Raw genomic sequence first — 23474 nt, 5'->3', positions numbered from 1 at the left:
GGCGGGGCGCGTGGTGGCGATGCCGGACGGAATCGGGCGGGCGCTACGCCAGCCAGCGCTTCCTGCGCCGGTAGCTCTTCACGTCGCGGAACGACTTGCGGCCGGGGCCGTCGGCGTCGTTGGCGGCCACGCCCAGGTAGAACTCCTTGACGTCCTCGTTGGTGCGCAGCGATTCGGCGTCGCCGTCCATCACCACGCGGCCGTTCTCCAGGATGTAGCCGTAGTCGGCATAGCGCAGCGCCACCATGGTGTTCTGCTCGGCCAGCAGGAAGCTGACGTTCTCGCGCGAATTCAGGCCGCGCACGATCTCGAAGATCTCCTCGACGATCTGCGGCGCGAGGCCCATCGACGGTTCGTCCAGCAGGATCATCGCGGGCTTGGCCATCATGGCCCGGCCGATCGCGCACATCTGCTGCTCGCCGCCGGAGGTGTAGCCGGCCTGGGACTTGCGGCGCGTCTTCAGCCGCGGGAAGTACTCGTAGATCTTTTCCAGCTCGTCGCGCGTCTGGCCGCGCGACAGCCCGCGCGTATAGGCGCCGGTGAGCAGGTTCTCTTCGATGGTCAGGTGCGCGAAGCAGTGGCGCCCCTCCATCACCTGGATCACGCCGCGGCGCACCAGGTCGTTGGGCGTGAGCTGGTCGACGCGGTCGCCGCGATATTCGATCGAGCCCTTGGTGACATCGCCGCGCTCGGCCTGCAGCAGGTTGGAGATGGCCTTGAGCGTGGTGGTCTTGCCCGCGCCGTTGGCGCCGAGCAGCGCCACGATCTTGCCTTCCGGCACTTCGAGCGAGACGCCCTTGAGCACCAGGATCACGTGATCGTAGATGACTTCGATATTGTTGACGGACAGAAGGCTCATGGTGCGGCTCGTGTTGGTAAGACGGTTCGGCTCAGGCGGGCATGCGGCGCCAGGCGCCGCGCCCGCCTCGCTGCTATCAGGACTTCGCACAAGCCGGCGTAATCCCCTTCTCCTTCGCATACTGCGCGGCGGTCGCCTTGAACAGCGGGTGAATCAGGTTCTTGTTGCCCTCGATCCAGTCGGAAATCACCACCCACTTGGTGCCGTCCCACTGCTGGATCTTCACCTTGCCCGAGCCCTCGTGGTTGTCGCAGCTGGTCTTGATCTCCGGCAGCAGGCCGGTGGCGCCCAGTTGCTGCAGGCGCGCGTTGGTCAGGTTCAGGTTCTCGAAGGCCCAGCGCATCTGCTCGCCGGTCATGGGCTTGCCCTTGCCGAACTTGGCCTGCGCCACGCGCACCGCTTCCACCGTCACCACCGCCGCTGAGACGCCACGGTTGTACAGCACCGAGCCCACCTTGTTCTTGTCCTGCATATTGCCCTTGCCGGCGCCGTAGACCACCTTGTCGATATCGGCGATCAGCGGCACGCCGCGGCCCGCGACGTTCCAGGTCGCGCTCATGTAGCCCTTGGACGCATCGCCGGCCGGCACGGTGTCCTCTTCCGATCCCGCCCACCACGAGCCGATCATCTTGTCGCGCGGGAAGCCCACCTTCTGCGCGGCCTTCAGCGCGGTCTGGTTCATCACGCCCCAGCCCCAGAAGATCACATAGTCAGGCTTTTCCTGGCGGATCTTCAGCCACTGGGCGCCCTGCTCATTGCCCGGGTGGGCTACCGGGATCTCGACCAGGTCGAACTTGCCCAGCTTGGCTTCGGCCTGCAGCGCCACGATCGGCTCCTTGCCATAGGCCGAGTCGTGATACAGGTAGACGATCTTCTTGCCGGCCAGCGAGCCGCCGCTCTTCGAGGCCAGGTACTTGACGATGGCCGAGACCTGCATCTGGTAGGTGGTCACCAGGGGGAACGCGTACGGGAACACCGAGCCGTCCACCGCATCGGTGCGGCCGTAGCCCATCATCACCAGCGGCACCTTGTCGGCCGCGGTCTTGTCGACCAGCGCGTATGAAATGCCGGTCGACATCGCGTGGTAGGCCGTGCCCTTGGTGGTGGCGTTCTTGGACTTCAGGCGCTCATAGCACTCCACGCCCTTGGCATTGTTGTACTCGGTCTCGCACTCTTCCCACGACAGCTTGACGCCGTTGACGCCGCCTTCCTTCAGGTTGACATAGTTGAGGTAGTCGATGAAGCCGCCATACCAGGACTGCCCGTTGGCGCCGTACGGCCCCACGCGGTAGCTGGGCAGAGCCACGAACTGCTCGTTGCTCTGCGCCATGGCTGGCGCCGCCGGCGCCAGCAGTGCCGCCGCGGCGCTGACCACCAGGGCGGCGCGTTGCACATTGCGAATCAGGTTGGTCATGACAGTCTCCTTCGCCCTCAAGGGAGCGTTTCGTTATGCGTAAGCCTCGATGCTTCGATATGACATGCAGGAACTGCGATAAGACAAGTACCCTCCCGTCAATGAGGGAACGGCCACAATCTCAGCTTCTCCTTGGCGATCTGCCACAGCCGGGCCAGCCCGTGCGGCTCCACGATCAGGAAGAAGATGATCAGCCCGCCGAACACCATCAGCTGGATGTGCGACACGGTGGCATTGGTGAACGGCAGGTGCAGCGTCGATGCCAGCGGCGGCAGCACGTTGTCCAGGAAGATCGGCAGCAGCAGGATGAAGGCCGCGCCCAGGAACGAGCCCAGGATGCTGCCCACGCCGCCGATGATGATCATGAACAGCACGCGGAACGACAGGTCCAGCGAGAAGCCGTCGGGCTCGACCGAGCCCAGGTAGCAGAACGCGTACAGCGCGCCGGCCACGCCGCAGTAGAACGAGCTGACCGCGAACGCCAGCAGCTTGGTGCGCATCAGCGGGATACCGATCACCTCGGCCGCCACGTCCATGTCGCGCACCGACATCCACGCGCGCCCGGTGGCCGAGCGCACCAGGTTCTTGGCCGCCAGCGCCAGCACCGTGACGATGGCCAGCACGAACAGGTACTTCTTCACCGGCGTGTCGATGGCGATGCCGAACAGGTCCAGCCGCTGCGCCGTGATCACGCCCGACGAGCTGTTGTTGGAAAACCAGGGAAACTTGGTCAGCGCCCACACCACGAAGAACTGCGCCGCCAGCGTCGCCACCGCGAGGTAGAAGCCCTTGATGCGCAGCGACGGCAGGCCGAAGGCCACCCCCACCAGCGCAGCGGACAGCCCGGCCAGGATGAACGTCAGCAGCACCGGCAGCCCTTCGATGCGTAGCTGGAAGTTGTACGCCGCATAGGCGCCCACCGCCATGAAGGCCGCGGTGCCAAGCGACAACTGCCCGGCATATCCGGTCAGGATATTCAGGCCCAGCGCCGCCAGCGCGAAGATCAGGAACGGGATCAGGATGGCCGAGAACCAGTATTCCGAACCGGTGAACGGAATCACCACGAACGCCACCGCCATCAGCACGGCAAAGCCGATGCGGTCCTGGCGGATCGGGAAGATCTGGCTGTCGGCGACGTAGCTGGTCTTGAACTGGCCGGCTTCACGATAAAACATGGCAAGTCTCCTGTGCGAAGTCGGTCAGACGCGATCGATATGTTTCTCGCCGAACAGCCCTTCGGGCCGCACCAGCAAGAACAGCAAGGCAAACACATACGGGAACCAGCCTTCGATGCCACCGAAGTTGCCCCCGAACACCGACTGGAACACCGGCGGGATATAAATCTCGGCCAGCTTCTCCGACGCGCCGATGATCAGCCCGCCGACGATGGCGCCGGGCACCGAGGTGAAGCCGCCCAGGATCAGCACCGGCAGCGCCTTGAGCGCGGTCAGCGTGAGCGCGAACTGCACGCCATTGCGCGAGCCCCACAGCATGCCGGCCACCAGCGCGACAAAGCCAGCCACGCCCCACACGATCGCCCAGATGTTCTGCAGCGGGATGCCCAGCGACAGCGCCGCCTGGTGGTCGTCGGCCACGGCCCGCAGCGCGCGGCCGACCTTGGTGTACTGGAAGAACAGCGCCAGCGATCCCACCAGGACGCCGGCGATGGCCGCCGCCGCGATGTCGAACTTGGACAGCACGATATTGAAGTTGGTCAGGATCGACTCGATCGGCTCGTCGACGATGCCCAGGTTGATCGGGCGCACTTCATTGCCGAACAGCAGCGGGCCCAGGCCTTCGAGGAAGAACGACAGCCCGATGGTCGCCATGAACAGCGTGATCGGCGGCTGGTTGACCAGCTTGCGCAGCACGAAGCGCTCCGTGCTCATGCCCACCAGGATCATCACCACGAAGGCGCCGATCACCGCGGCCCACATCGGCAGGCCCTTGTCCATCAGCCCCACCACCGCCAGCGCGGCAAAGTAGACCATCGCGCCCTGCGCAAAGTTGAACACACCCGAGGCCTTGTAGATCAGCACGAAGCCCAGCGCCACCAGCGAGTACATCAGGCCCGACAGCAAGCCGCCGATCAGGATTTCAAAGAAGAACGTCATGGTTCAGAGCCTCAGTGCGAAGTGCCCAGGTATGCCTTGATCACGTCAGGGTTGCCCTTGACCTCTTCCGGCGTGCCGTCGCCGATTTTCTTGCCGTAGTCCAGCACCACCACGCGGTCGGAGATATCCATCACTACGCCCATGTCGTGCTCGATCAGCACGATGGTGGTGCCGAACTGCCGGTTCACGTCCAGGATGAAGCGGCACATGTCCTGCTTCTCTTCCACGTTCATGCCGGCCATGGGCTCGTCCAGCAGCAGCATCGAGGGCTCGGCCGCGAGCGCGCGCGCCAGCTCCACGCGCTTCTGCAGGCCATACGGCAGGCGCCCCACCGGGGTCTTGCGGATCGACTGGATCTCGAGGAAGTCGATCACTTCCTCGACCTTCTGCCGATGCCGCATCTCTTCGTTGCGGGCCGGGCCCCACCACAGCGCGTGCGCGAACAGCCCGGTGCGGAACTGCGTGTTGCGCCCGGTCATGATGTTGTCCAGCACCGTCATGCCCTTGAACAGCGCGATGTTCTGAAAGGTGCGCGCAATGCCCTGGCGCGCCGCGGCGGTCGGGTGCATCTGCTTGCGCTCCTCGCCGCGGAACACGATGCGTCCCTGCTGCGGGTGGTAGACGCCGTTGATCACGTTGAGCATCGAACTCTTGCCGGCGCCGTTGGGGCCGATGATGGCGCGCACCTCGTGCTCGCAGACATCGAACGAAATATCGGTCAGCGCCTTGACCCCGCCGAACGACAGCGAGATATGCTGCAGGTCCAGGATCACCTCGCCGCCGGTGCGCGCCTGCTCGCCGGCGCGCTGCGCGCGCTGCGTGCCGGGATGCGCGCCGCTGTCATCGGCCAGGCCCGCCGGAGACATCGGGCCAGCCGGAGCGATCGCCCCGCCGCTGCCCGCGCCGCTGGCATCCGTGCGTGCCGTCCCCGCCCATTCGCGCTGCCCCGCGCCTTGCCAGGCTACTTGCGTCATCTTGCTGCCTCCGCCCTATGCTTGTTACGCCGCGCGCGCCGCCACCGGCAGGCGCTTCGCATTGACCAGCTTCAGCGTGGCCGACACGCTGCCCTCGCGACCGTCTTCAAACTTGACGCGCGTCTCGATGAACTGCTCGGACTTGCCCGCATAGAGCGCCTCGACCAGCACGCCGTATTTCTCGGCGATAAAGCCGCGGCGCACCTTGCGCGTGCGGGTGAGTTCGTCGTCATCCGGGTCCAGCTCCTTATGCAGGACCAGGAAGCGCGCCACCTGCGATCCGGCCAGCATCGGGTCGTTGGCCAGGTCGGCATTCACCTGGTTCACGCACTCGCCGATCATCTCCAGCACGTCGGGCTGCGCGGCCAGGTCGACATAGCCCGCATACGGCAGGTGCCGGCGCTCGGCCCAGTTGCCCACGGCCTCGAAGTCGATATTGATAAAGGCGCAGACCTGGTCGCGGCCGTTGCCGAAGGCCACCGCTTCCTTGATGTACGGGAAGAACTTGAGCTTGTTCTCGATGTACTTGGGCGCGAACATCGAGCCGTCGGCCAGCTTGCCCACATCCTTGGCACGGTCGATGATCTTCAGGTGGCCGTCGGCGTCGATCACGCCGGCGTCCCCAGTCATGAAGTAACCCTCGTCATTGATGGCCTCGCGCGTGGCGTCGTCGCGCTTGTAGTAGGACTTGAGCAGGCCCACGCCACGCACCAGCACCTCGCCGTTGTCGGCGATGCGGATCTCCATGCCGGGCGCGGCCGGGCCGACAGAATCGAACTTGACCTTGCCGTCGGGCTGCAGGCACACATAGGCGCAGGTCTCGGTCTGGCCGTAGAACTGCTTCAGGTTCACGCCGATCGAGCGGTAGAAGCGGAACAGGTCCGGGCCGATCGCCTCGCCCGCGGTATAGCCCACGCGGATGCGGCTCATGCCCAGCACATTGCGCAGCGGGCCGTAGACCAGTACCTCGCCCAGCGCGTAGCGCATGCGGTCCGCCACCGACACCGGCTGGCCATCGAGGATATCGGTGCCGCAGCGGCGCGCCACGTCCATGGCCCAGTGGAAGAGCTTGCGCTTGATCCAGCCGGCGTCCTCCATGCGGATCATTACCTGCGTCAGCAGTCCTTCATAGATGCGCGGCGGCGCAAAGTAATAGGTCGGGCCGATCTCGCGCAGGTCGGTCATCACCGTTTCGCGCGATTCCGGACAGTTCACCGTGAAGCCCGCCACCATTGCCTGCGCGTAGGAGAACAGGTTGTCGCCCACCCATGCCATCGGCAGGTAGGACAGCACGTCGTCGTCCGCACTGAGCTTGTCGAAGGCGCAGCCGTTGCGCGCCGCGCCGATCAGGCCGTAGTGTGAATGGCATACGCCCTTGGGCTTGCCGGTGGTGCCGGAGGTATAGAGGATGATCGCAGTGTCGTCGGGCTGGCCGGCGGCGATGGCCTCGTCATAGAAGCCCGGGTGCGCCTGGTCGAATTCTCGGCCCAGTTCCTGCAGTTGCTCGTAAGACATCAGCGACGGGTGGTCGTAGTCCGTCAGGCCGCGCGGGTCTTCAAAGATGACGTGGCGCACGACGCGGCCGGACTCGGCCAGCTGCGCTTCCACTTCCAGCAGCTTGTCGACCTGCTCCTGGTCCTCGACGATGGCGAACTCGATCTCCGCATCGTTGAGCACATAGACCATCTCGTTGGCGATGGCGTCCTGGTACAGCGGCACCGGCACGCCGCCCAGCGCCTGCGCCGCGGTCATGGCCCAGTACAGCCGCGGGCGGTTGTCGCCCACCACCGCCAGGTTCATGCCGCGCCTGAAACCGAGCGCGGCCAGCCCGCAAGCCAGCGCCCTCACCTGCTGCGCCGCCTGGGCCCAGCTGTATGTCTGCCAGATGCCGAGATCCTTCTCGCGATACGCCGGATGATCCGGCCGCTGCTGGGCGTGCGCCAGCAGCCATCGCGGGAAGGTCGTCGCCGACGATTCCTGCATCGCTGTCTCCTGTCCCTCCGGCGTGGGGGTCCACGCCCGGTGTCAAGCGCCGGTCCGGTCGTTATACTTGGCTTGCTTTGCCCGGCGGCATCCGCCGCATCGCATCAAGCCCATTCGTGCCTTTTTCAGGGCGCCGGGACAGCGTTTCCGCCTTCCCCGGCGTGCCGCTGGTGGCACCCGCGGTTCCGTTGTGATCGTACGATAGCCCATGCCAACAACCCCGGTTGTCACGCCGGTGACAATTCCGGGTTAATCCCTACGGGAGCTTCTGCAGGCCATGCTGAACGATTTTGTCGACCGCTGCGTGTGGGCAGCAGACCTGAGCCCCGAACAGCGCGAACGCGTGCGCCGCGCCATGTTCGTGCACGAGTACAGCCAGGGCGACTACGTCTGCCACAAGGGTGACATGTCCGAGCACTGGATGGGCGTGCTCGAAGGCATCGTCAAGATCACCACGGTGTCGCCCTCGGGCAAGTCGGTCACCTTTACCGGCGTGCCCACTGGCGGCTGGTTCGGCGAAGGCGCCGTGCTCAAGTCGGAGATCCGCAAATACGATGTGATGGCGCTGCGCCGCTCGACCATCGCCTTCCTCCCGCGCGACACTTTTCAGTGGTTGCTGGATACCAGCCTGCCGTTCACGCGCTTCCTGCTGACCCAGTTCAACGAGCGCCTGGGACAGTTCATTGCCGCAGTGGAATACGAGCGGCTGCTCGATATCGATTCGCGCGTGGCGCGCGCGGTGTCTTCGCTGTTCAACGAGCACCTGTACCCGGGGATCGGCAAGACGCTGGAGATCTCGCAGGAAGAGATCGGCCTGCTCGCGGGCATCTCGCGCCAGCGCGCCAACCAGGCGCTCAAGGTGCTGGAACAGCAGGGCCTGGTGCGGGTGGACTACGGCGTGATCGAGGTGCTGGACCTGGACGGGTTGCGGCAGTACGGGGAATAAGGTGGCCAGCGCCATCGACGCCGCCACGCTGCACGCCTATCGCGAAACGCATTACCGCGTGCTGGGCGACCACCCGATGACATTGCGCGTGGATGAGCCCAGCGCCCCGCTGGCGGCGCTGCAGCGCGCGCTGGGCGTGGCATCGAGTGCGTTCATCACCGCTGCCAACCCATTCAGCCAGCGCTGCGACGACGATGCCAACGCACGACGGCAACAGGCGCTGGCGCAGGACGTAGCGGCGATGGGATTGCGTGCGATCGAAGCCGCCGGCGAGCATCCTGCCAACGGCTGGCCGGCCGAGCCGAGCTTCCTGGTGCCAGGGCTGTCGCTGGCGGATGCGCGGGTACTCGGCGAGAAATACGAACAGAACGCGGTGGTCTGGACCGGCGCGGACGCGGTGCCGCGGCTGGTGCTGCTGCGCTGAGGGAAGCGAGGCGGTCGAATACCTACGTCGGCGGTAAGTGCCAGGGGCGTTCACAGACCATTTGTTGCTCCCTCTCCCGCAGGCGGGAGAGGGGAGCACACCGTCGGTGCTCAATGGCGGTGACCATAGTGGCCATTATGGCCGTGCCCGTGATGGCGATCGTAGTGCCGGTAATGATCGTAGTGATGCCGCCCGCGCCACTCATTGCGGCCATACCAGCGGCGCCCGTCCCAATAGCGGTCGCCATGCCAGCCGTAGTGGCGCGGCGCATAGACCACGGGCGGCCGGGGCGCCACATACACGGGAGCCGGCGCCGCATAGACCGGCGCGCCTACATCCACGTGGGCCATCGCCGAACGGGCCGCCAGCAGGGACATTGCGCCAGCGAGCAGCGCAACAAAGAGAACCGGGTGAGCCATGTTGATTATCTTGTCGTAAACGGAATGGGTGCACTCTACCGCGCATTCCTGTTACCGGATGCGGCGGAGTGTTTCGGCATATAACGCCGTGTAAGCGGGATTGTGCGGCGCCGGAACCAGCGCCCGGAAAAGGCAGCGGCCGCCCGAAGGCGGCCGCCGTTTACCACTCGGCAGGTGCCGGGCGAATTACTTGCTATAGACGTACACGCCGCGACCCGTCTTGCGGCCCAGATAGCCCGCGGCCACCATTTCGCGCATCAGCATCGCCGGGCGGTACTTCGGATCGGCGAACTCGGTGTACAGCACTTCCATCACGGCCAGCATGGTGTCCAGGCCGATCATGTCGGCCAGCGCCAGCGGCCCGATCGGGTGGTTGCAGCCCAGCTTCATGCCTTCGTCGATCTCTTCCGGCGAGGCCAGGCCTTCGCCCAGCACGCAGAAGGCCTCGTTGATCATCGGGCACAGAATGCGGTTGACGACGAAGCCCGGGCTGTTCTTGACCGTGATCGGGTACTTGCCGAGTTGCCTGGACAGGCCCTCGACGGCGGCGTGGGTGGCGTCGCTGGTCTGCAGGCCGCGGATCAGTTCCACCAGCGCCATCACCGGCACCGGGTTGAAGAAGTGCATGCCGATAAAGCGGTCGGCGCGCGCGGTTACCGCAGCCAGCTTGGTGATCGAGATCGACGAGGTGTTCGACGCGATGATCACGTTCTCGCCGACGATGCTGTCGATCTGCTTGAGGATCTTGACCTTCAGGTCGTAGTTCTCGGTGGCGGCCTCGATCACGATATCGGTGGCCTTGAGATCGTCATACGAGGTGCTGCCTTTGATGCGCGCCAGCGCGCTGGCCTTGCCGGCCTCGGTCAGCTTCTCTTTCTTGATCAGCCGGTCCAGGCTGCCCGCCACGGTGGCCACACCCTTCTGCACGGCGGCGTCGCTGATGTCGACCATCACCACGTCGAGACCTGCCACTGCGCAGGCCTGGGCGATGCCATTGCCCATGGTGCCGGCACCGACGATGCCCACTGTCCTGATGCTCATCTTGTCTTCCTCTGCTTGGTTGGATCGTTGATTAATCGGTTCAGGCCCCAGCTCAGGCGTCCTGCTCGCGCAGCGCGGCGATGATGCGCTCGGCGTGGCCCTTGAGCAGTTCCGGGTCCTGCATCTCGCGCGCGTGGCCGCGCAGTGCGCTGTCGGAATAGCGCGGCACGATATGGAAATGCACGTGCGGCACGGTCTGTCCCGCGGCCGCACCGTTGAACTGGCCGATGGAGATGCCGTCGGGCGCAAATGCCGCGCGTACCGCGCGCGCGACCCGCTGCGTGGCGACGATGGCGGCCTGCGCGCCGTGCTCGGACAGATCGAACAGGTTGACCGCGGCTTCCTTGGGCACCACCAGCGTATGGCCGTCGGCCTGCGGCATGATGTCCATGAAGGCGATGGTGTCGTCGTCCTCGTACACCTTGATGCACGGCATCTCGCCGCGCAGGATCTTCGCGAAGATATTGTTCGGGTTGTACTGGGTGTCCATGATCTCTGGCTTGCTGTGGTCTCGAATGCGATTTGCCGTGGCGTGGCCGCCGGCGCAGCCTTTGAGTGTAACGCAGGGCGGCCCTTCACTGCGGCCGCCCTGCGCGGTAATCGGGCACTGCTTAATGCGCGGTGCCGCCGGGTCTACATATTGCGCCGGTACTGCCCGCCCACCTCGAACAGCGCATGGGTGATCTGCCCCAGCGAGCAGACCCGCACCGCGTCCATCAGCACCGCGAACACGTTCTGGTTGTCGATCACCGCCTGGCGCAGCCGCTGCAGCATGGCCGGCGCCTCGGCCACATGGGCCTGCTGGAAGGCCTGCAGCCGGTCGAGCTGGCTCTGCTTCTCGGCCTCGCTGGAGCGCGCCAGTTCCAGCTTCTGCGGGATCGGGTCGCCGTCCGGGTTGCGGAAGGTGTTCACGCCGATGATGGGCAGCGTGCCGTCATGCTTGAGCTGCTCGTAGTAGAGCGACTCCTCCTGGATCTTGCCGCGCTGGTAGCCGGTCTCCATCGCGCCCAGCACGCCGCCACGCTCGGCGATGCGCTCGAACTCCTGCAGCACGGCCTCTTCCACCAGGTCGGTCAGTTCCTCGATCAGGAAACTGCCCTGGTTGGGGTTCTCGCACCTGGCCACGCCCCACTCGCGGTTGATGATCAGCTGGATCGCCAGCGCGCGCCGCACCGATTCGCTGGTGGGCGTGGTGATGGCCTCGTTGTAGGCATTGGTGTGCAGCGAATTGCAGTTGTCGTAGATCGCGATCAGCGCCTGCAGCGTGGTGCGGATATCGTTGAAGTCGATCTCCTGCGCGTGCAGCGAGCGGCCCGAGGTCTGGATGTGGTACTTCAGCTTCTGGCTGCGTTCGTTGGCGCCGTATTTATCGCGCATGGTCACGGCCCAGATGCGGCGCGCCACGCGGCCCAGCACGCTGTACTCGGGGTCCATGCCGTTGGAGAAGAAGAACGACAGGTTGGGCGCAAAGTCGTCGATATGCATGCCGCGCGCCAGGTAGGCCTCCACATAGGTGAAGCCGTTCGACAGCGTGAAGGCCAGCTGCGAGATCGGGTTCGCGCCGGCCTCGGCGATGTGATAGCCCGAGATCGACACCGAGTAGAAGTTGCGCACCTGGTGGTGGACAAAGTGCTCCTGGATATCGCCCATCACCTTGAGCGAGAACTCGGTGGAGAAGATGCAGGTGTTCTGGCCCTGGTCTTCCTTGAGGATGTCGGCCTGCACCGTGCCGCGCACGTTCTGCAGCACCCAGGCGCGGATCTTGGCTTCCTCGTCGGCGGTGGGCTCGCGCTGGTTGTCGGCGCGGAACTTGTCGAGCTGCTGGTCGATGGCGGTGTTCATGAACATCGCCAGGATGGTCGGGGCCGGGCCGTTGATGGTCATCGACACCGAGGTGCCCGGGTGGGTCAGGTCGAAGCCGTCGTACAGCACCTTCATATCGTCGAGCGTGGCGATCGACACGCCCGAGTTGCCGACCTTGCCATAGATGTCGGGGCGCACATGCGGGTCTTCGCCATACAGCGTGACCGAGTCGAACGCGGTCGACAGGCGCTTGGCGTCCATCCCCTCCGACACCAGCTTGAAGCGCCGGTTGGTGCGGAACGCATCGCCCTCGCCGGCGAACATGCGCGTGGGGTCTTCGTTCTCGCGCTTGAAGGCGAATACGCCGGCGGTGTACGGGAAGCTGCCGGGCACGTTCTCGCGCATCAGCCACCTGAGCACCTCACCGTCGTCCTCGAAGCGGGGCAGCACCACCTTGCGCACCTTGGTGCCCGACAGCGTGGTGGTGACGAGGCCAGTGCGGATTTCCTTGTCGCGGATCCTGACCACGTATTCGTCGCCGCTGTAGGCCTCGCGCATCTGCGGCCACATTGCCAGCAGCTTGCGCTCGACCTGGCCCAGCGCGTTGTCGCGTTCGGCGGCCAGCGCGTCCAGCGCGGCGCCGTCGCCTTGCGCGGCCTGCAGCATGCGGCTGGATTCACGCAGTTGCTGGCGCTCGCGCGCGATGCGGCTTTGATCCATCACGCGGCGATGGTAGGCGCGCACGGTATCGGCCAGCTCGGCCAGGTAGCGGCTGCGCGCGGGCGGCACGATCACGTTCTGGCCGGTGGAGATGCGGCCCTGCTGCGCAGGCAACATGCCCGGCTTCAGCTTCAGGCCACGCGCGATCAATGCCTCGCGCAGGCCCTGATAGAGCATGGTCACGCCATCGTCATTGAAGCGCGACGCCTGCGTGCCGTAGACCGGCATGTCCTCGGCCTTGCCGTGCCACTGCTCGCGGTTGCGCTGCACCTGCCTGGCCACGTCGCGCCAGGCGTCTTGCGCGCCTTTGCGGTCGAACTTATTGATGGCGACAAAGTCGGCAAAGTCCAGCATGTCGATCTTCTCGAGCTGGCTGGCCGCGCCGAACTCGGGCGTCATCACATACAGCGACAGGTCTGCGTGCGGCACGATGGCCGCGTCGCCCTGGCCGATGCCTGAGGTCTCGACAATCACCAGGTCGAAGCCCGCCACCTTGCACGCGGCGATCACGTCCGGCAGCGCCTGCGAGATCTCGGAGCCCGCCTCGCGCGTGGCCAACGAGCGCATGAAGATGTTGGGGTGGTTGATCGCATTCATGCGGATGCGGTCGCCCAGCAGCGCGCCGCCCGACTTGCGCCGCGACGGGTCGATCGAAATCACTGCGATGGCAAGCGCATCCTGCTGGTCCAGCCGGAAGCGGCGGATCAGTTCATCGGTCAGCGACGACTTGCCGGCACCGCCGGTGCCGGTGATGCCGAGCACCGGGATCGAGGCGCTGGCAGCCCGAGCGTGCATGGCCTGCACCAGCGCCGGGTCGGCCTTGCCATTCTCCAGCGCGGTGATCAGCTGCGCCAGCGCGCGGCGGTCACCTGTGGCAACCGGGTCCAGGCTGGCGGGTGCATAGCGCGACAAGTCGATATCGCAGCGCTGCACCATGTCGGCAATCATGCCGGCCAGGCCCATGCGCTGGCCGTCCTCGGGGCTGTAGATGCGGGCCACGCCATAGGCCTGCAGTTCGCGGATCTCGTCCGGCACGATCACGCCGCCGCCGCCGCCAAACACCTGAATGTGCTCGCCGCCCTTTTCGCGCAGCAGGTCGACCATGTACTTAAAGTACTCGACGTGGCCGCCCTGGTAGCTGGAAATCGCAATGCCCTGTGCGTCTTCCTGCAGCGCCGCCGTCACCACTTCCTCGACGGACCGGTTGTGGCCCAGGTGGACCACCTCGCAGCCGTGCGACTGCAGGATGCGGCGCATGATGTTGATCGACGCATCGTGGCCATCGAACAGCGACGCCGCCGTGACAAAACGTACCTTGTTGACCGGACCGCGGCCCTGCGCGGTGGGCTTGGGCTGGGGCGCCCCGCGGCGCACATCATGCACATCGGAAAGGTCGGTCATTGTCTCCACCGTGTCTGGTGTTGGCTGCTGCCGCGGCGTGCGCCGGAAGTGCCGTTCTGTGCCGTTCTGTGCCGGCTTGGCTGCGCGCGCGGGCTGCGCCCCGCGGTTGGGGCCGATCGATTATATGACGTTGACGTAAGGCAATGGGGCGGAACCCGGGGGTGGTATTGGGTGGTTCGTTGGGATGGGTTGGCGCTGTGCGGTTGCTTATCGTTCTTGGCGGGCGTTTGCTGTTTCGCGCGCGTAGGCGGCGGGGCTCCTTGCTCGTTAGCTTGCTTGGGTAGGTAGGTCGGGTTCCATGTTGTCGTAGGTTTGACCGCCTGGTTCCGCCCTGCTGGGCGGGTCACTTATATGAACGCGCCCCGGTTTGCAAAGGTAAGACGACCATTCTGGCTCGAGCAGGACTGGTTGCAGACTTATATCCGGCCTTGTGGTGCAGGCAAGCCTGCGGGCCCTCATGGATATCCGCCGGGAGCGTCCCTATCTTTTTGTCGTGCTTAGTAGCACCAGTGACTCGTTGGGCTTGTGCCCCCGCGGTCCGACCTGTCTTGCCATGATGCTCATCTAACCGTCGCAACCGTGGACGGGTCCTGCGTTCCTTCTCCTTGGTAGCCTGGCCTGCTCATCAGGCAGGCCTGACCGAGACATAGTCTCGGTCATAGGCCCGGTCATGTGCCAGCAGTGCCCAGACTGTGCGAGCCGCCTTGTTGGCCATGGCGACGGCGACGACGTTCTTGGGCCGGCGCTGTGTGAGCGTCAGCGCCCAGCCGGGTTGATACTTTCGGCGCAGATGGGTCAGCACGACGCGAGCGCCGTGGATCAGCAAGGTGCGCACGTAGGGATCGCCGCGTTTGCTGATGCCGCCGAGCCAGAGCTTGCCGCCGGTGCCGGTCTGTTTGGGCACCAGGCCCAGATAGGCCGCCAGTTGCCGCCCGGACTTGAAGGTATGGACGTCGCCAATGGTGGCGACCAAAGCCGTGGCGGTTAGCATGCCGATGCCGGGGATGGCTAAAATGGTCCGGCAGGCCGGGTTCTGCCGGCCCCAGTCGTCGATGCGCTGGTCAAGGCGGGCAATCTCCTGATCGAGCCGCTCGATGCTCTGCAATTGTTCATGCACGAACTCGAACAGCATGGGCGGCACACTCTGCTCGATGTCGGCCATATGCTGGACGATCTCCTGCAGGCCGGTGCGCAGTCCGCGCGGGAAGTGGGCACCGAACTCGAACAGCGTGCCGCGCAACTGGTTGACGAGCATGGTGCGCATCTTCACGCGCAGTCGGCGCATGGCATGCAGGCTGAGTACACACTGCTGCGACTCGTCCTTGGGGGCCACGACGGGCATGCCGGGCTGCTGCGCGGCGGTCCAGATGGCCTTGGCGTCGGCGGCATCGGTCTTGTTGGTCTGGACAAACGGACGCACGTAGTTGGCGTGCAGCAGCACCGGCTCGTGGCCAAGGCTGCGTAGCTGGCGGGCCCACCAGTGAGCGCTGCCGCACGCTTCGAGCGCGACCCGTGCGGGCTCACGCCTGGCGAGGAATTCGATCAGTTTCTGCCGGTTGAAGCGGCGATTGAAACACTTGCCGGAAGGCTCGACCCAGTAGAGTTGGTCGGGTAGCAGCGACGCATTACTGCGCCGCCGCCCCCTCAGAACCGGACGTGCAGGTCGCCCCGCATCCGGCTCAAGCCATTCCTTCAGCGCCACTGGGTGGCACCGGACAGCCCGGCGGAACGTTTCGCGGTTCGACGGCGGGCAAGGTAGATGTCCCATGCCGGATCAAACGGATTAGCCAGTCCCCGGATTTGATGTGGCGCTGGATGGCGGCCGTCGCTGCGCGGAAGAGTTGCAGGCCGCAGGTGTCATCCTCGGTCGAACCCTTCGTTGCAAAATCCCAGGACCGATGTCCGTCACACCGGAAGTACCGTTGCCTGACCCACCGGGCTCCTTTCGTGGGGTGCCTACGTCTTGCCCACTTCCAGAGCAGGTGCCAGATGTGCGAGTCGATCGTTGAGAAGGTCGCTTTTGCCACGACGTGGCGATGATACATAGTCCAACCCCGAATGATCGGGTTCAGCCTACGGATCAACGCCTCTTGGGTGACACTCGCGTTGCCCTTGATGACTTCCCTGACCTTGTCGAGCAGCGATTTGATACTTTTCTTCGCTGGCTTGATCAGCAGTTTGCCGCCGTACTTGCGCACGTTTTGGCCAAGGAAATCGAAACCCTCCGCTATGTTGGTGATCCTGGTCTTCTCTTCCGAGAGTTCCAGACCTCGGGCGGCCATAAACTGCCTGACCGCGGGAAGCACCCGGGATTCCAGCACATCTCTCGACACGCCAGTCACCACAAAGTCATCGGCATAACGGACGACGTTGAGCTGAGCCTTGCTGCGAGCAAGTTTGGATGTTCCCACACTTGCATGGACTGCCGCTTCAAGCCCATCCAGCGCCATATTCGCGATTACGGGCGAGATAACACCCCCTTGGGGTGTACCCGCCCGCGACTCGAACAGAGTTCCCTCATCGATATATCCGGCCTGAAGCCACTTTCGCAGAACCCCCTTATCCATCGGTACGTTCTCCAGGAACCAGGAATGACTGAAGTTGTCGAAACAGCCTCGAATGTCACCCTCCAGAACCCATTCTGGCGAGGCACGCTTAGCCAGAACGTTGAAGCACTGCTCGATGGCATCGGCGGTCGAGCGTCCGGACCGAAAGCCGTAGGAATTGGCATCCGCCAGAGTCTCCGCGACGGGTTCCAGAGCGAGCTTCCATAAAGCCTGCATCGCCCGGCACCGCATACAAGGAATTCCTAACGGACGCTTCTTGCCGTTACTCTTGGGAATGTAAACCCGCCGCAGCGGCATCGCCCGATAGCCGCGATGACGTAGCGACACCATTCCGTTCCATCTGGCCGCCGGGGACGACCATATCCTGCCATCCACCCCCGGCGTCCTCTTACCGCGATTTTCCGTCACACGCTTCACGGCCAACATCTTGCCGCTATGCGAGCGGGTCAGCAGACGTTGCAAGGCTTTCACCTTGCCCCATCGGCCTTCCCGGACCACCTTGGCGATACGCACCTGAAGCCGTTTCACCTCTGCCTCAATGTGCGGCCAGTTCGCCTGATCCCACATCTGTGCAGCGTGCGAGGACGCACCAGCTCCCGACACTTTCGCATCGTACGCCGTCATCTGCTTTCCCTCGTATAACGGTTGGTCAAAGTTCTCTCGCCATGAATGACCCTGCGGAAGTCTGCCCACTTTCGTGTCGGGCAATGTTGCAGCCCGTATCCCGGCCATTACAGCCGGGCGTTCGCTTTCTCCGCATTCCTTTACCCACCGTGCCAACAGCGTTCCTTACGGTTCGCCTGCCGTCACCGGCAGCATGATGGGCTTACCCTGTTCCGCATGAATCTCCGAGCGGGGCGGACCCTTCCTCTTCGCCGGCGGCTGGTTGTCCATGGTGGTCCAGTCTTCGAAGACCACTCCTCACCGCATACCGTTTTGGTTCAAGCCTGTCAGCACGTTTGGCTTGTCAAAGATCACGACGTTTATCAGAAGTTCACATATGTTGGTCGTACCCACTCATCCCTTGCTCCTCTCCGCCTTCGTGCTGGCAGATTCCGCTTCGCCTCGCGGCTGGGCGTACCGGTTATCCGGCGGCTACGTTGTCCCCAGAGCTTCACACCGAGCTGTTACCGGCTCCGCATGTCTGGGTAGGGAACGGTTGATGGAACAACCGGTTTCGTCAGGCCATACGTTCTCCTGTGAAACAGAAATTCAGGCGACTTGCAGGTCGCACGAAGACGGACTTTGCAATGTCCAGGCCGTAAGTCGTAGTATTCATTTCGGGTCCCTCCATCCTCGCGTGGTTAGTGACATTTCCACTCTGGCACATCGATGCCGTTTCGCGATGGAGGGCCCACTCCTTCCTGTAAGGCATCCCACAGTGTGCTTACTGTTCCGCGGTGTTGAGAGGCCGGGGCGCGTTCATTCCATCTTTTTGTCCGAGCGACAAAAAGTAACCAAAAAACGCGTCGCCTCTGGCGGCTGGCCATCCATTCCACTGTGTTGGTGGTTCAAACGGCGGTGCTTGCCGTTTTGCGTGGTTGCCCGTTCGACCCAGCTACGCTCCCTGTCCGGTGCCTACGTCCACGGATTATTGGACGAACCCGACTTTAGGTTATTGGCAGTCTGCTAACGAGGTCATCGGTGGGACGCCTTCGGCTGCGCTGCGCGCACTCAGTATCGTAGGTCGAAGGCACTGGCACGGAGTGCGTCGCTACGCTCGCACGGGGTTGTCATGATGCAGGGTCCAAAAAAAAGAGCGCAAATCAGGACGTGGCTGTCCGCCTGCCACGTTAGGACCTGCGCGAAGCGCAGCCGAAGGCGTCCCACCGACGCGGTGGTTAGCAGGCTGCCAACCGCCAAAAGTCGGGTTCGTCCAATCGTCCGTCGATGTGGGCGCAGACAGGGTGCGTAGCAGGCCTGAACCACCCACCACATCGAACGGAAATCACCACCGCCCGAACCACCAACACCACCAAATTGGTGGCCAGCCGCCTGAGGCGACGCGTTTTTTGGTTACTTTTTGTCGCTCGGACAAAAAGTGACCCGCCCAGCAGGGCGGAACCAGGCCGTCAAACCTACGACAACATCGAACCCGACCTACATACCCAAGCCAACGAGCAACAAGCCCCGCCCCTCATTCACCTACACAACGCCCAAATCCTCGGACACTCCCCAAACGCATCCGTACTGTGTTCCTCCACCCGATGCCGCATCACCCGCAGCCACGCCGCCAGCCGCCGCAGCGGCCACGGCGCCGGCACCTGCGCCAGCGTGAAGCGCGCACCCGCGCCATCGCCCGACAGCCACACCCGGTAGCCCTCCGGCAGCACAAGTTCGGCACCCGGCTCCAGCCAGATGTCGTTGGGGTTGCCTTCGACCGTCACCCACAGCTTGCCCGCCACTGCGCAGACGGTCTGCCCGTAACCGGCGCGCCAGCTTACCGGGTGCCCAGGCTTGTCCAGTTCGAAAGTCCGTAGTTCGCGCATTTCCTGCTCCTCATCAGCCCGGCGGTCGCGTCGGGCGCCGGCCCGTGCCATTGGTCACGGGTGGCGGCGCCCTCCTCCGCCATGCTTCCATTATTCGCATCCGTTACTACAATCCCATGTACAGTTGTGAACAGTTTTCGATGAACTGTTCAGTAGTTTTTCCTGACAGTTGTGTCCTCCCGCCGGCCCTCCCCCGCCCTCACCGGCAGACGCGCCCATGAAACTCATCCTAGATGCCTCCACCGGAATTCCGCTCACCGACCAGATCGTCGAAGGCGTCAAGTCATGGATCAGCAACCGCGAGGCCCGCCCCGGCGCGCGCCTGCCGTCGATCCGGCAACTGGCCGCCGCGAACGGCATCAGCCGCTTCCCCGTGATCGAGGCCTATGACCGGCTGGTGTCGCAGGGGCTGCTGGATTCGCGCCAGGGTTCGGGCTTCTACGTGGCGGACAGTCCGCTGGCGGGACGCTCGGCGCGCGGCTGGTCGGATCCCAGCCTGGCCGAGGACCTTTCCGGCCACATCCTGGAGCAGTTCAACCACCCCAGCGGCACGCTCAAGCTGGCCGGCGGCTTCGTGCCCGAAACCTGGCGCGACGTGGATGGGCTGACACAGGCGATCCGTGCGATCTCGCGCAACGAGATCGACAGCGTGATCCACTACGCCACGCCGATGGGCCATCCGGAGTTGCGCCGCCAGGTGCTGCTGCGCGTGCGCCAGCTGGGCATCGCCGCCGAACTGCCGCAGGTGCTGATCACCACCGGCGCCAGCCAGGCGCTGGACCTGGTGGTGCGGCACCTGCTCAAGCCCGGCGACACCGTGTTCGTGGAAGACCCTGGCTACTACAACCTGTTCGGCCTGCTGCGGCTGCACGGGGTGCAGCTGGTGGGCGTGCCGCACACGCCCAACGGCCCCGACCCGGACGCCACCGAGGCGCTGCTGCGCCAGCACAAGCCCAAGCTGTTCTTCACCAACAGCGTGCTGCAGAACCCGACCGGATCGACGCTGGCGCCGCCGGTGGCGTTCCGGCTGCTGGAGCTGGCGCGCCGGCATGGCTTCCGCTTTGTCGAGGACGATATCTTCTCGGACTTCCAGACCCACTTCACCGACCGGCTGGCCACGCTGGACCAGCTTGAGCACGTGATCTACATCGGCGGCTTTTCCAAGACGGTGTCGGCGTCGCTGCGGGTCGGCTACCTGGTGGCCGACAAGGCGCTGATCAAGGACCTGGTCGATGTGAAGGTGCTGACCAGCGTAGCCGGCTCGCACTTTGCCGAGGCCGTGACGGCAGCGCTGCTGGAACGCGGCGGCTACCGCAAATTTGTGGAACGGCTGCGCCTGCGCGTGCGCGAGGCTTCGGCCAATGCGGTGCGGCAGCTCGTCGGCAACGGCTGGGAGGTGTTCTGCGAGCCGTCGGGCGGCAATTTCCTGTGGGCGCGCCCGCCCGGCATCGAGGATTCGCGCGAACTGGTGACGCTGGGCGAGGCATGCGGCGTGACGCTGGCGCCGGGCAACTACTTCCGCCCGGGCGGCGAGACCTCGGCATGGATCCGGATCAACGCCGCCTATGCCAACGAACCGCGCGCGGTGGCCTTCATGAAGGCCGCGGCCGAGCGCGGCAGCTGAGGGGGGTTCAGCCCCCGTGGTTATGCAGCACGGCGTTGCGCCGCGCATAGGCGAAGTAGATCACCAGCCCCACCACCAGCCACACCAGGAAGGCAATCCAGGTCAGCGCCTGCAGGTGCGCCATCAGGAACAGGCAGAAGCCGATCGACAGCAGCGGCACCACCGGCACGCCCGGGCAGCGGAACGCGCGCGGCAGGTCGGGCCGGGTCTTGCGCAGCACCAGCACCGCCACCGAGATCAGCGTAAAGGCCGCCAGCGTGCCGATATTGATCAGCTCGGCCAGCACGCTCAGCGGCACCAGCGCGGCAATCGCGGCAAACACGATGCCCACGGTCCAGGTGGCGAAATACGGTGTGGCATGCACCGGATGCACTGAAGACAGCCGCTCGGGCAGCAGGCCGTCGCGCGACATCGCAAAGATCACCCGGGTCTGGCCATAGGTCATCACCAGGATCACCGTGGTCATGCCCAGGATCGCGCCCAGGTCGACAAAGCCCGCCACCCAGTTCTGCCCCGCGAACTGCAGTGCCAGCGAGACCGGGTGGTCCACGCCGGCAAACTTCGCGAACGGGACGATGCCGGTCATGATCGCCGCCACCACCACATACAGCACCGTGCATACCGCCAGCGAGCCGATAATGCCGATCGGCAGGTCGCGGCGCGGGTTGCGCACTTCTTCCGCGGCCGAGGTCACCGCATCGAAGCCGATAAAGGCAAAGAACACCAGCGCCGCCGCATTGAAGATGCCGGCAAAGCCGAACGGTGCAAACGGTTGCCAGTTGGCCGGCTGCACATGCCACACGCCCACCGCGATAAACAGCAGCACCACGCCGATCTTGATCGCCACCATCAGGTTATTGACGCGCGTGGATTCACGCACGCCGTACGATACTACCCACGTGATGGCCAGCATGATCACGCACGCCGGCAGGTTCAGCACGGTGTGCACGCCCGGCACCGACCCCGGCGCCGCGGTCAGCGCCGCCGGCAGCTTCAGCCCGAAGCCCGCCATCAGCGACTGGAAGTAGCCCGACCAGCCCACCGACACGGCGGACGTGGCCAGCCCGTATTCGAGCAGCAGGTCCCAGCCGATCATCCACGCGACGATCTCGCCCAGCGTGGCGTAGCTGTAGGTGTAGATCGATCCCGACACCGGGATCGCCGAGGCAAACTCCGCATAGCACAGCGCGGCAAACCCGCACGCCAGCGCCGCGATCACGAACGACACCGTCAGCGCGGGCCCCGCGGTCAGCGCGCCGGTGCCGGTCAGCACGAAAATGCCGGTGCCGATGATGGCGCCGATGCCCATCATCACCAGGTCGATCGGACCCAGCACCTTCTTCAGGCCGTCATCGCGCGCGACGGCCAGCATCGCGTCGATGTCCTTGGTGCGGAACAAGCTCATTCAGACTCCCTGCAAACGGTGGCCGGGCACGCGGCGGCAAGGTGCGCGGCCCGGAAAAAGGGCGGTAGTTTACGCCTGTGGCCAGGCGCAAGCGTCACTTGCGCCGGGGCACTGCGTCACCGCGTTGCAGGAATGATAGGAAAGCCCGGGGAGGCCGGGAAGGCCGGGACTGACAGGAGATAGCGACGCGCTCAGGCGTGCGTGAAGATATTCACCAGCTGCCCGAACGGATCGCGCGCCAAGCCCAGGACGTCCTGGCAGAAGACCCGGGCGCGGTCAGGATCTGCGCTGCCGATATTGGCGACGACGCGGTTGACCTTCATGCCCGGGCTGCTGTCGTTACTTCGCTACCGGCATGGTGAACTCGGCGCCCTTGGCAATCGAATCCGGCCAGCGCTGCATCACGCTCTTGTAGCGTGTGTAGAAACGCACGCCCTCTTCGCCATACGCATGGTGGTCGCCGAACAACGAACGCTTCCACCCGCCGAACGAATGCCACGCCATCGGCACCGGGATCGGCACGTTGATGCCGACCATGCCCACCTGGATCTGCCGCGCGAACGCGCGCGCGATGCCGCCGTCGCTGGTGTAGCACGACACGCCGTTGCCGTATTCGTGTGCGTTGATCAGCGACACCGCTTCGGCGAAGTCATGCACGCGCACGACGGAAAGCACCGGCCCGAAGATCTCTTCCTTGTAGATCGTCATGTCGGGCTTGACGTGGTCGAACAGCGTGCCGCCGACATAGAAGCCGTTCTCATGCCCTTCGACCTTGTGACCGCGCCCGTCCGCGACCAGCGTTGCGCCTTCCGCCACGCCCTTGGCGATATAGCCTTCGACCTTGGCCTTGTGCGCACCGGTCACCAGCGGACCCATCTCGGCATCGGACTCCATGCCGTTGCGGATCTTCAGCGTGCGCGCGCGCTCCGCGAGGCGCGGCACCAGCTTGTCGGCGACGTCGCCGACTGCCACGGCCACCGAGATCGCCATGCAGCGCTCACCAGCCGAACCGTAGGCCGCGCCAATCAGCGCATCCACGGCTTGGTCGAGATCCGCATCGGGCATCACCACCAGGTGGTTCTTGGCGCCGCCCAGTGCCTGCACGCGCTTGCCATGCTTCGTGCCTTCCGTGTAGATGTACTCGGCAATCGGCGTCGAACCGACGAACGACAGTGCCTGCACATCCGGATGCGCGAGCAGCGCGTCCACTGCTTCCTTGTCGCCCTGCACGACGTTGAACACGCCATCGGGCAGACCGGCCTGGCGCAACAGGTCGGCAATCAGCAGGCTC

Annotated in this window: 19 protein-coding genes; 3 read left to right on the top strand and 16 right to left on the bottom strand. The window is 64.8% G+C overall.

The window, feature by feature from the left end:
• Nucleotides 1-43: 43 nt before the first annotated feature.
• The 6 genes from DN412_RS36030 to DN412_RS36005 form a co-directional block, all read right to left on the bottom strand.
• Entirely contained in the window at nt 44-859 is an 816-nt protein-coding gene (locus tag DN412_RS36030; protein WP_018003769.1) for an ABC transporter ATP-binding protein, read from the bottom strand.
• 76 nt (nt 860-935) lie between these two features.
• Entirely contained in the window at nt 936-2273 is a 1338-nt protein-coding gene (locus DN412_RS36025; RefSeq protein WP_115215920.1) for an ABC transporter substrate-binding protein, read from the bottom strand.
• Between the two features lie 98 nt (nt 2274-2371).
• Nucleotides 2372-3448 carry a branched-chain amino acid ABC transporter permease gene (locus tag DN412_RS36020; protein ID WP_115215919.1) on the bottom strand — a complete coding sequence of 359 codons (1077 nt, stop codon included), beginning with the start codon at nt 3446-3448 and terminating at the stop codon, nt 2372-2374.
• A gap of 24 nt (nt 3449-3472) precedes the next feature.
• The gene (locus DN412_RS36015) at nt 3473-4387 is read right to left on the bottom strand and encodes a branched-chain amino acid ABC transporter permease (RefSeq protein WP_018313099.1); all 915 of its coding nucleotides are present in this window, start codon (nt 4385-4387) and stop codon (nt 3473-3475) included.
• A gap of 11 nt (nt 4388-4398) precedes the next feature.
• A complete protein-coding gene (locus DN412_RS36010) occupies nt 4399-5361 on the bottom strand; it encodes an ABC transporter ATP-binding protein (protein WP_115215918.1) in 963 nt (320 codons plus the stop codon).
• Between the two features lie 24 nt (nt 5362-5385).
• Nucleotides 5386-7344 (bottom strand): AMP-dependent synthetase/ligase, encoded by a 1959-nt coding sequence (locus tag DN412_RS36005; protein WP_115215917.1) that lies wholly within the window; start codon nt 7342-7344, stop codon nt 5386-5388.
• A 277-nt stretch (nt 7345-7621) separates the two neighbouring features.
• Between DN412_RS36005 and DN412_RS36000 the strand changes: the two genes are divergently transcribed.
• The gene (locus DN412_RS36000) at nt 7622-8290 is read left to right on the top strand and encodes a Crp/Fnr family transcriptional regulator (protein ID WP_078195056.1); all 669 of its coding nucleotides are present in this window, start codon (nt 7622-7624) and stop codon (nt 8288-8290) included.
• Between the two features lies 1 nt (nt 8291).
• Nucleotides 8292-8714 (top strand): DUF3293 domain-containing protein, encoded by a 423-nt coding sequence (locus DN412_RS35995; RefSeq protein WP_115215916.1) that lies wholly within the window; start codon nt 8292-8294, stop codon nt 8712-8714.
• A 110-nt stretch (nt 8715-8824) separates the two neighbouring features.
• Here the strand turns inward: DN412_RS35995 and DN412_RS35990 are convergent, their stop codons facing one another.
• The 7 genes from DN412_RS35990 to DN412_RS35960 all read right to left on the bottom strand — a co-directional run bounded on the left by DN412_RS35990 (nt 8825) and on the right by DN412_RS35960 (nt 19154).
• A complete protein-coding gene (locus DN412_RS35990; RefSeq protein ID WP_115215915.1) occupies nt 8825-9133 on the bottom strand; it encodes a PXPV repeat protein in 309 nt (102 codons plus the stop codon).
• 186 nt (nt 9134-9319) lie between these two features.
• Nucleotides 9320-10174: a 3-hydroxybutyryl-CoA dehydrogenase gene (locus tag DN412_RS35985; protein WP_115215914.1), complete on the bottom strand. Its 855-nt coding sequence runs from the start codon at nt 10172-10174 to the stop codon at nt 9320-9322.
• 52 nt (nt 10175-10226) lie between these two features.
• Entirely contained in the window at nt 10227-10664 is a 438-nt protein-coding gene (locus DN412_RS35980) for an HIT family protein (protein ID WP_115215913.1), read from the bottom strand.
• A 143-nt stretch (nt 10665-10807) separates the two neighbouring features.
• Nucleotides 10808-14098 (bottom strand): fused isobutyryl-CoA mutase/GTPase IcmF, encoded by a 3291-nt coding sequence (icmF, locus tag DN412_RS35975; RefSeq protein ID WP_115215912.1) that lies wholly within the window; start codon nt 14096-14098, stop codon nt 10808-10810.
• Between the two features lie 625 nt (nt 14099-14723).
• On the bottom strand, nt 14724-15746 hold the full coding sequence (locus tag DN412_RS35970) for an IS110 family RNA-guided transposase (protein WP_115215925.1): 1023 nt from the start codon (nt 15744-15746) through the stop codon (nt 14724-14726).
• Nucleotides 15747-15777: 31 nt separating this feature from the next.
• The gene (ltrA, locus tag DN412_RS35965) at nt 15778-17289 is read right to left on the bottom strand and encodes a group II intron reverse transcriptase/maturase (protein WP_244222951.1); all 1512 of its coding nucleotides are present in this window, start codon (nt 17287-17289) and stop codon (nt 15778-15780) included.
• Between the two features lie 1517 nt (nt 17290-18806).
• The gene (locus DN412_RS35960) at nt 18807-19154 is read right to left on the bottom strand and encodes a DUF2917 domain-containing protein (protein WP_115215911.1); all 348 of its coding nucleotides are present in this window, start codon (nt 19152-19154) and stop codon (nt 18807-18809) included.
• A 217-nt stretch (nt 19155-19371) separates the two neighbouring features.
• On the opposite strand from DN412_RS35960, the gene DN412_RS35955 reads away from it, so the two are divergent.
• A complete protein-coding gene (locus DN412_RS35955; RefSeq protein ID WP_115215910.1) occupies nt 19372-20778 on the top strand; it encodes an aminotransferase-like domain-containing protein in 1407 nt (468 codons plus the stop codon).
• Nucleotides 20779-20785: 7 nt separating this feature from the next.
• Here DN412_RS35955 and bcaP read toward each other — a convergent pair whose 3' ends face one another.
• From bcaP to mmsA, 3 genes are all read right to left on the bottom strand, one after another.
• Nucleotides 20786-22183 (bottom strand): branched-chain amino acid transporter BcaP, encoded by a 1398-nt coding sequence (bcaP, locus tag DN412_RS35950; protein WP_115215909.1) that lies wholly within the window; start codon nt 22181-22183, stop codon nt 20786-20788.
• Nucleotides 22184-22374: 191 nt separating this feature from the next.
• Complete coding sequence (locus tag DN412_RS45575) at nt 22375-22506, bottom strand: VOC family protein (RefSeq protein ID WP_279635289.1); 132 nt, start codon at nt 22504-22506, stop codon at nt 22375-22377.
• A 16-nt stretch (nt 22507-22522) separates the two neighbouring features.
• Nucleotides 22523-23474, bottom strand: a 952-nt coding sequence (gene mmsA, locus DN412_RS35940; RefSeq protein WP_115215908.1) for a CoA-acylating methylmalonate-semialdehyde dehydrogenase, incomplete at its 5' end; no start/stop codon positions are given.

This window comes from Cupriavidus lacunae, assembly GCF_003353055.1.
Taxonomy (GTDB): domain Bacteria; phylum Pseudomonadota; class Gammaproteobacteria; order Burkholderiales; family Burkholderiaceae; genus Cupriavidus; species Cupriavidus lacunae.
This window is presented reverse-complemented; position numbering and strand designations above follow the sequence as displayed.

Excerpts from the sequence above, each read along its gene's own strand:
- DN412_RS36015 (WP_018313099.1), bottom strand. The coding sequence starts at position 4,387 with ATGACGTTCTTCTTTGAAATCCTGATCGGCGGCTTGCTGTCGGGCCTG.
- DN412_RS36005 (WP_115215917.1), bottom strand. The coding sequence starts at position 7,344 with ATGCAGGAATCGTCGGCGACGACCTTCCCGCGATGGCTGCTGGCGCAC.
- DN412_RS36030 (WP_018003769.1), bottom strand. The coding sequence starts at position 859 with ATGAGCCTTCTGTCCGTCAACAATATCGAAGTCATCTACGATCACGTG.
- DN412_RS36010 (WP_115215918.1), bottom strand. The coding sequence starts at position 5,361 with ATGACGCAAGTAGCCTGGCAAGGCGCGGGGCAGCGCGAATGGGCGGGG.
- DN412_RS35960 (WP_115215911.1), bottom strand. The coding sequence starts at position 19,154 with ATGCGCGAACTACGGACTTTCGAACTGGACAAGCCTGGGCACCCGGTA.
- DN412_RS35980 (WP_115215913.1), bottom strand. The coding sequence starts at position 10,664 with ATGGACACCCAGTACAACCCGAACAATATCTTCGCGAAGATCCTGCGC.
- DN412_RS45575 (WP_279635289.1), bottom strand. The coding sequence starts at position 22,506 with ATGAAGGTCAACCGCGTCGTCGCCAATATCGGCAGCGCAGATCCTGAC.
- bcaP (WP_115215909.1), bottom strand. The coding sequence starts at position 22,183 with ATGAGCTTGTTCCGCACCAAGGACATCGACGCGATGCTGGCCGTCGCG.
- DN412_RS35990 (WP_115215915.1), bottom strand. The coding sequence starts at position 9,133 with ATGGCTCACCCGGTTCTCTTTGTTGCGCTGCTCGCTGGCGCAATGTCC.
- DN412_RS35985 (WP_115215914.1), bottom strand. The coding sequence starts at position 10,174 with ATGAGCATCAGGACAGTGGGCATCGTCGGTGCCGGCACCATGGGCAAT.
- DN412_RS35955 (WP_115215910.1), top strand. The coding sequence starts at position 19,372 with ATGAAACTCATCCTAGATGCCTCCACCGGAATTCCGCTCACCGACCAG.
- DN412_RS36020 (WP_115215919.1), bottom strand. The coding sequence starts at position 3,448 with ATGTTTTATCGTGAAGCCGGCCAGTTCAAGACCAGCTACGTCGCCGAC.
- ltrA (WP_244222951.1), bottom strand. The coding sequence starts at position 17,289 with ATGACGGCGTACGATGCGAAAGTGTCGGGAGCTGGTGCGTCCTCGCAC.
- DN412_RS36025 (WP_115215920.1), bottom strand. The coding sequence starts at position 2,273 with ATGACCAACCTGATTCGCAATGTGCAACGCGCCGCCCTGGTGGTCAGC.
- DN412_RS36000 (WP_078195056.1), top strand. The coding sequence starts at position 7,622 with ATGCTGAACGATTTTGTCGACCGCTGCGTGTGGGCAGCAGACCTGAGC.
- icmF (WP_115215912.1), bottom strand. The coding sequence starts at position 14,098 with ATGACCGACCTTTCCGATGTGCATGATGTGCGCCGCGGGGCGCCCCAG.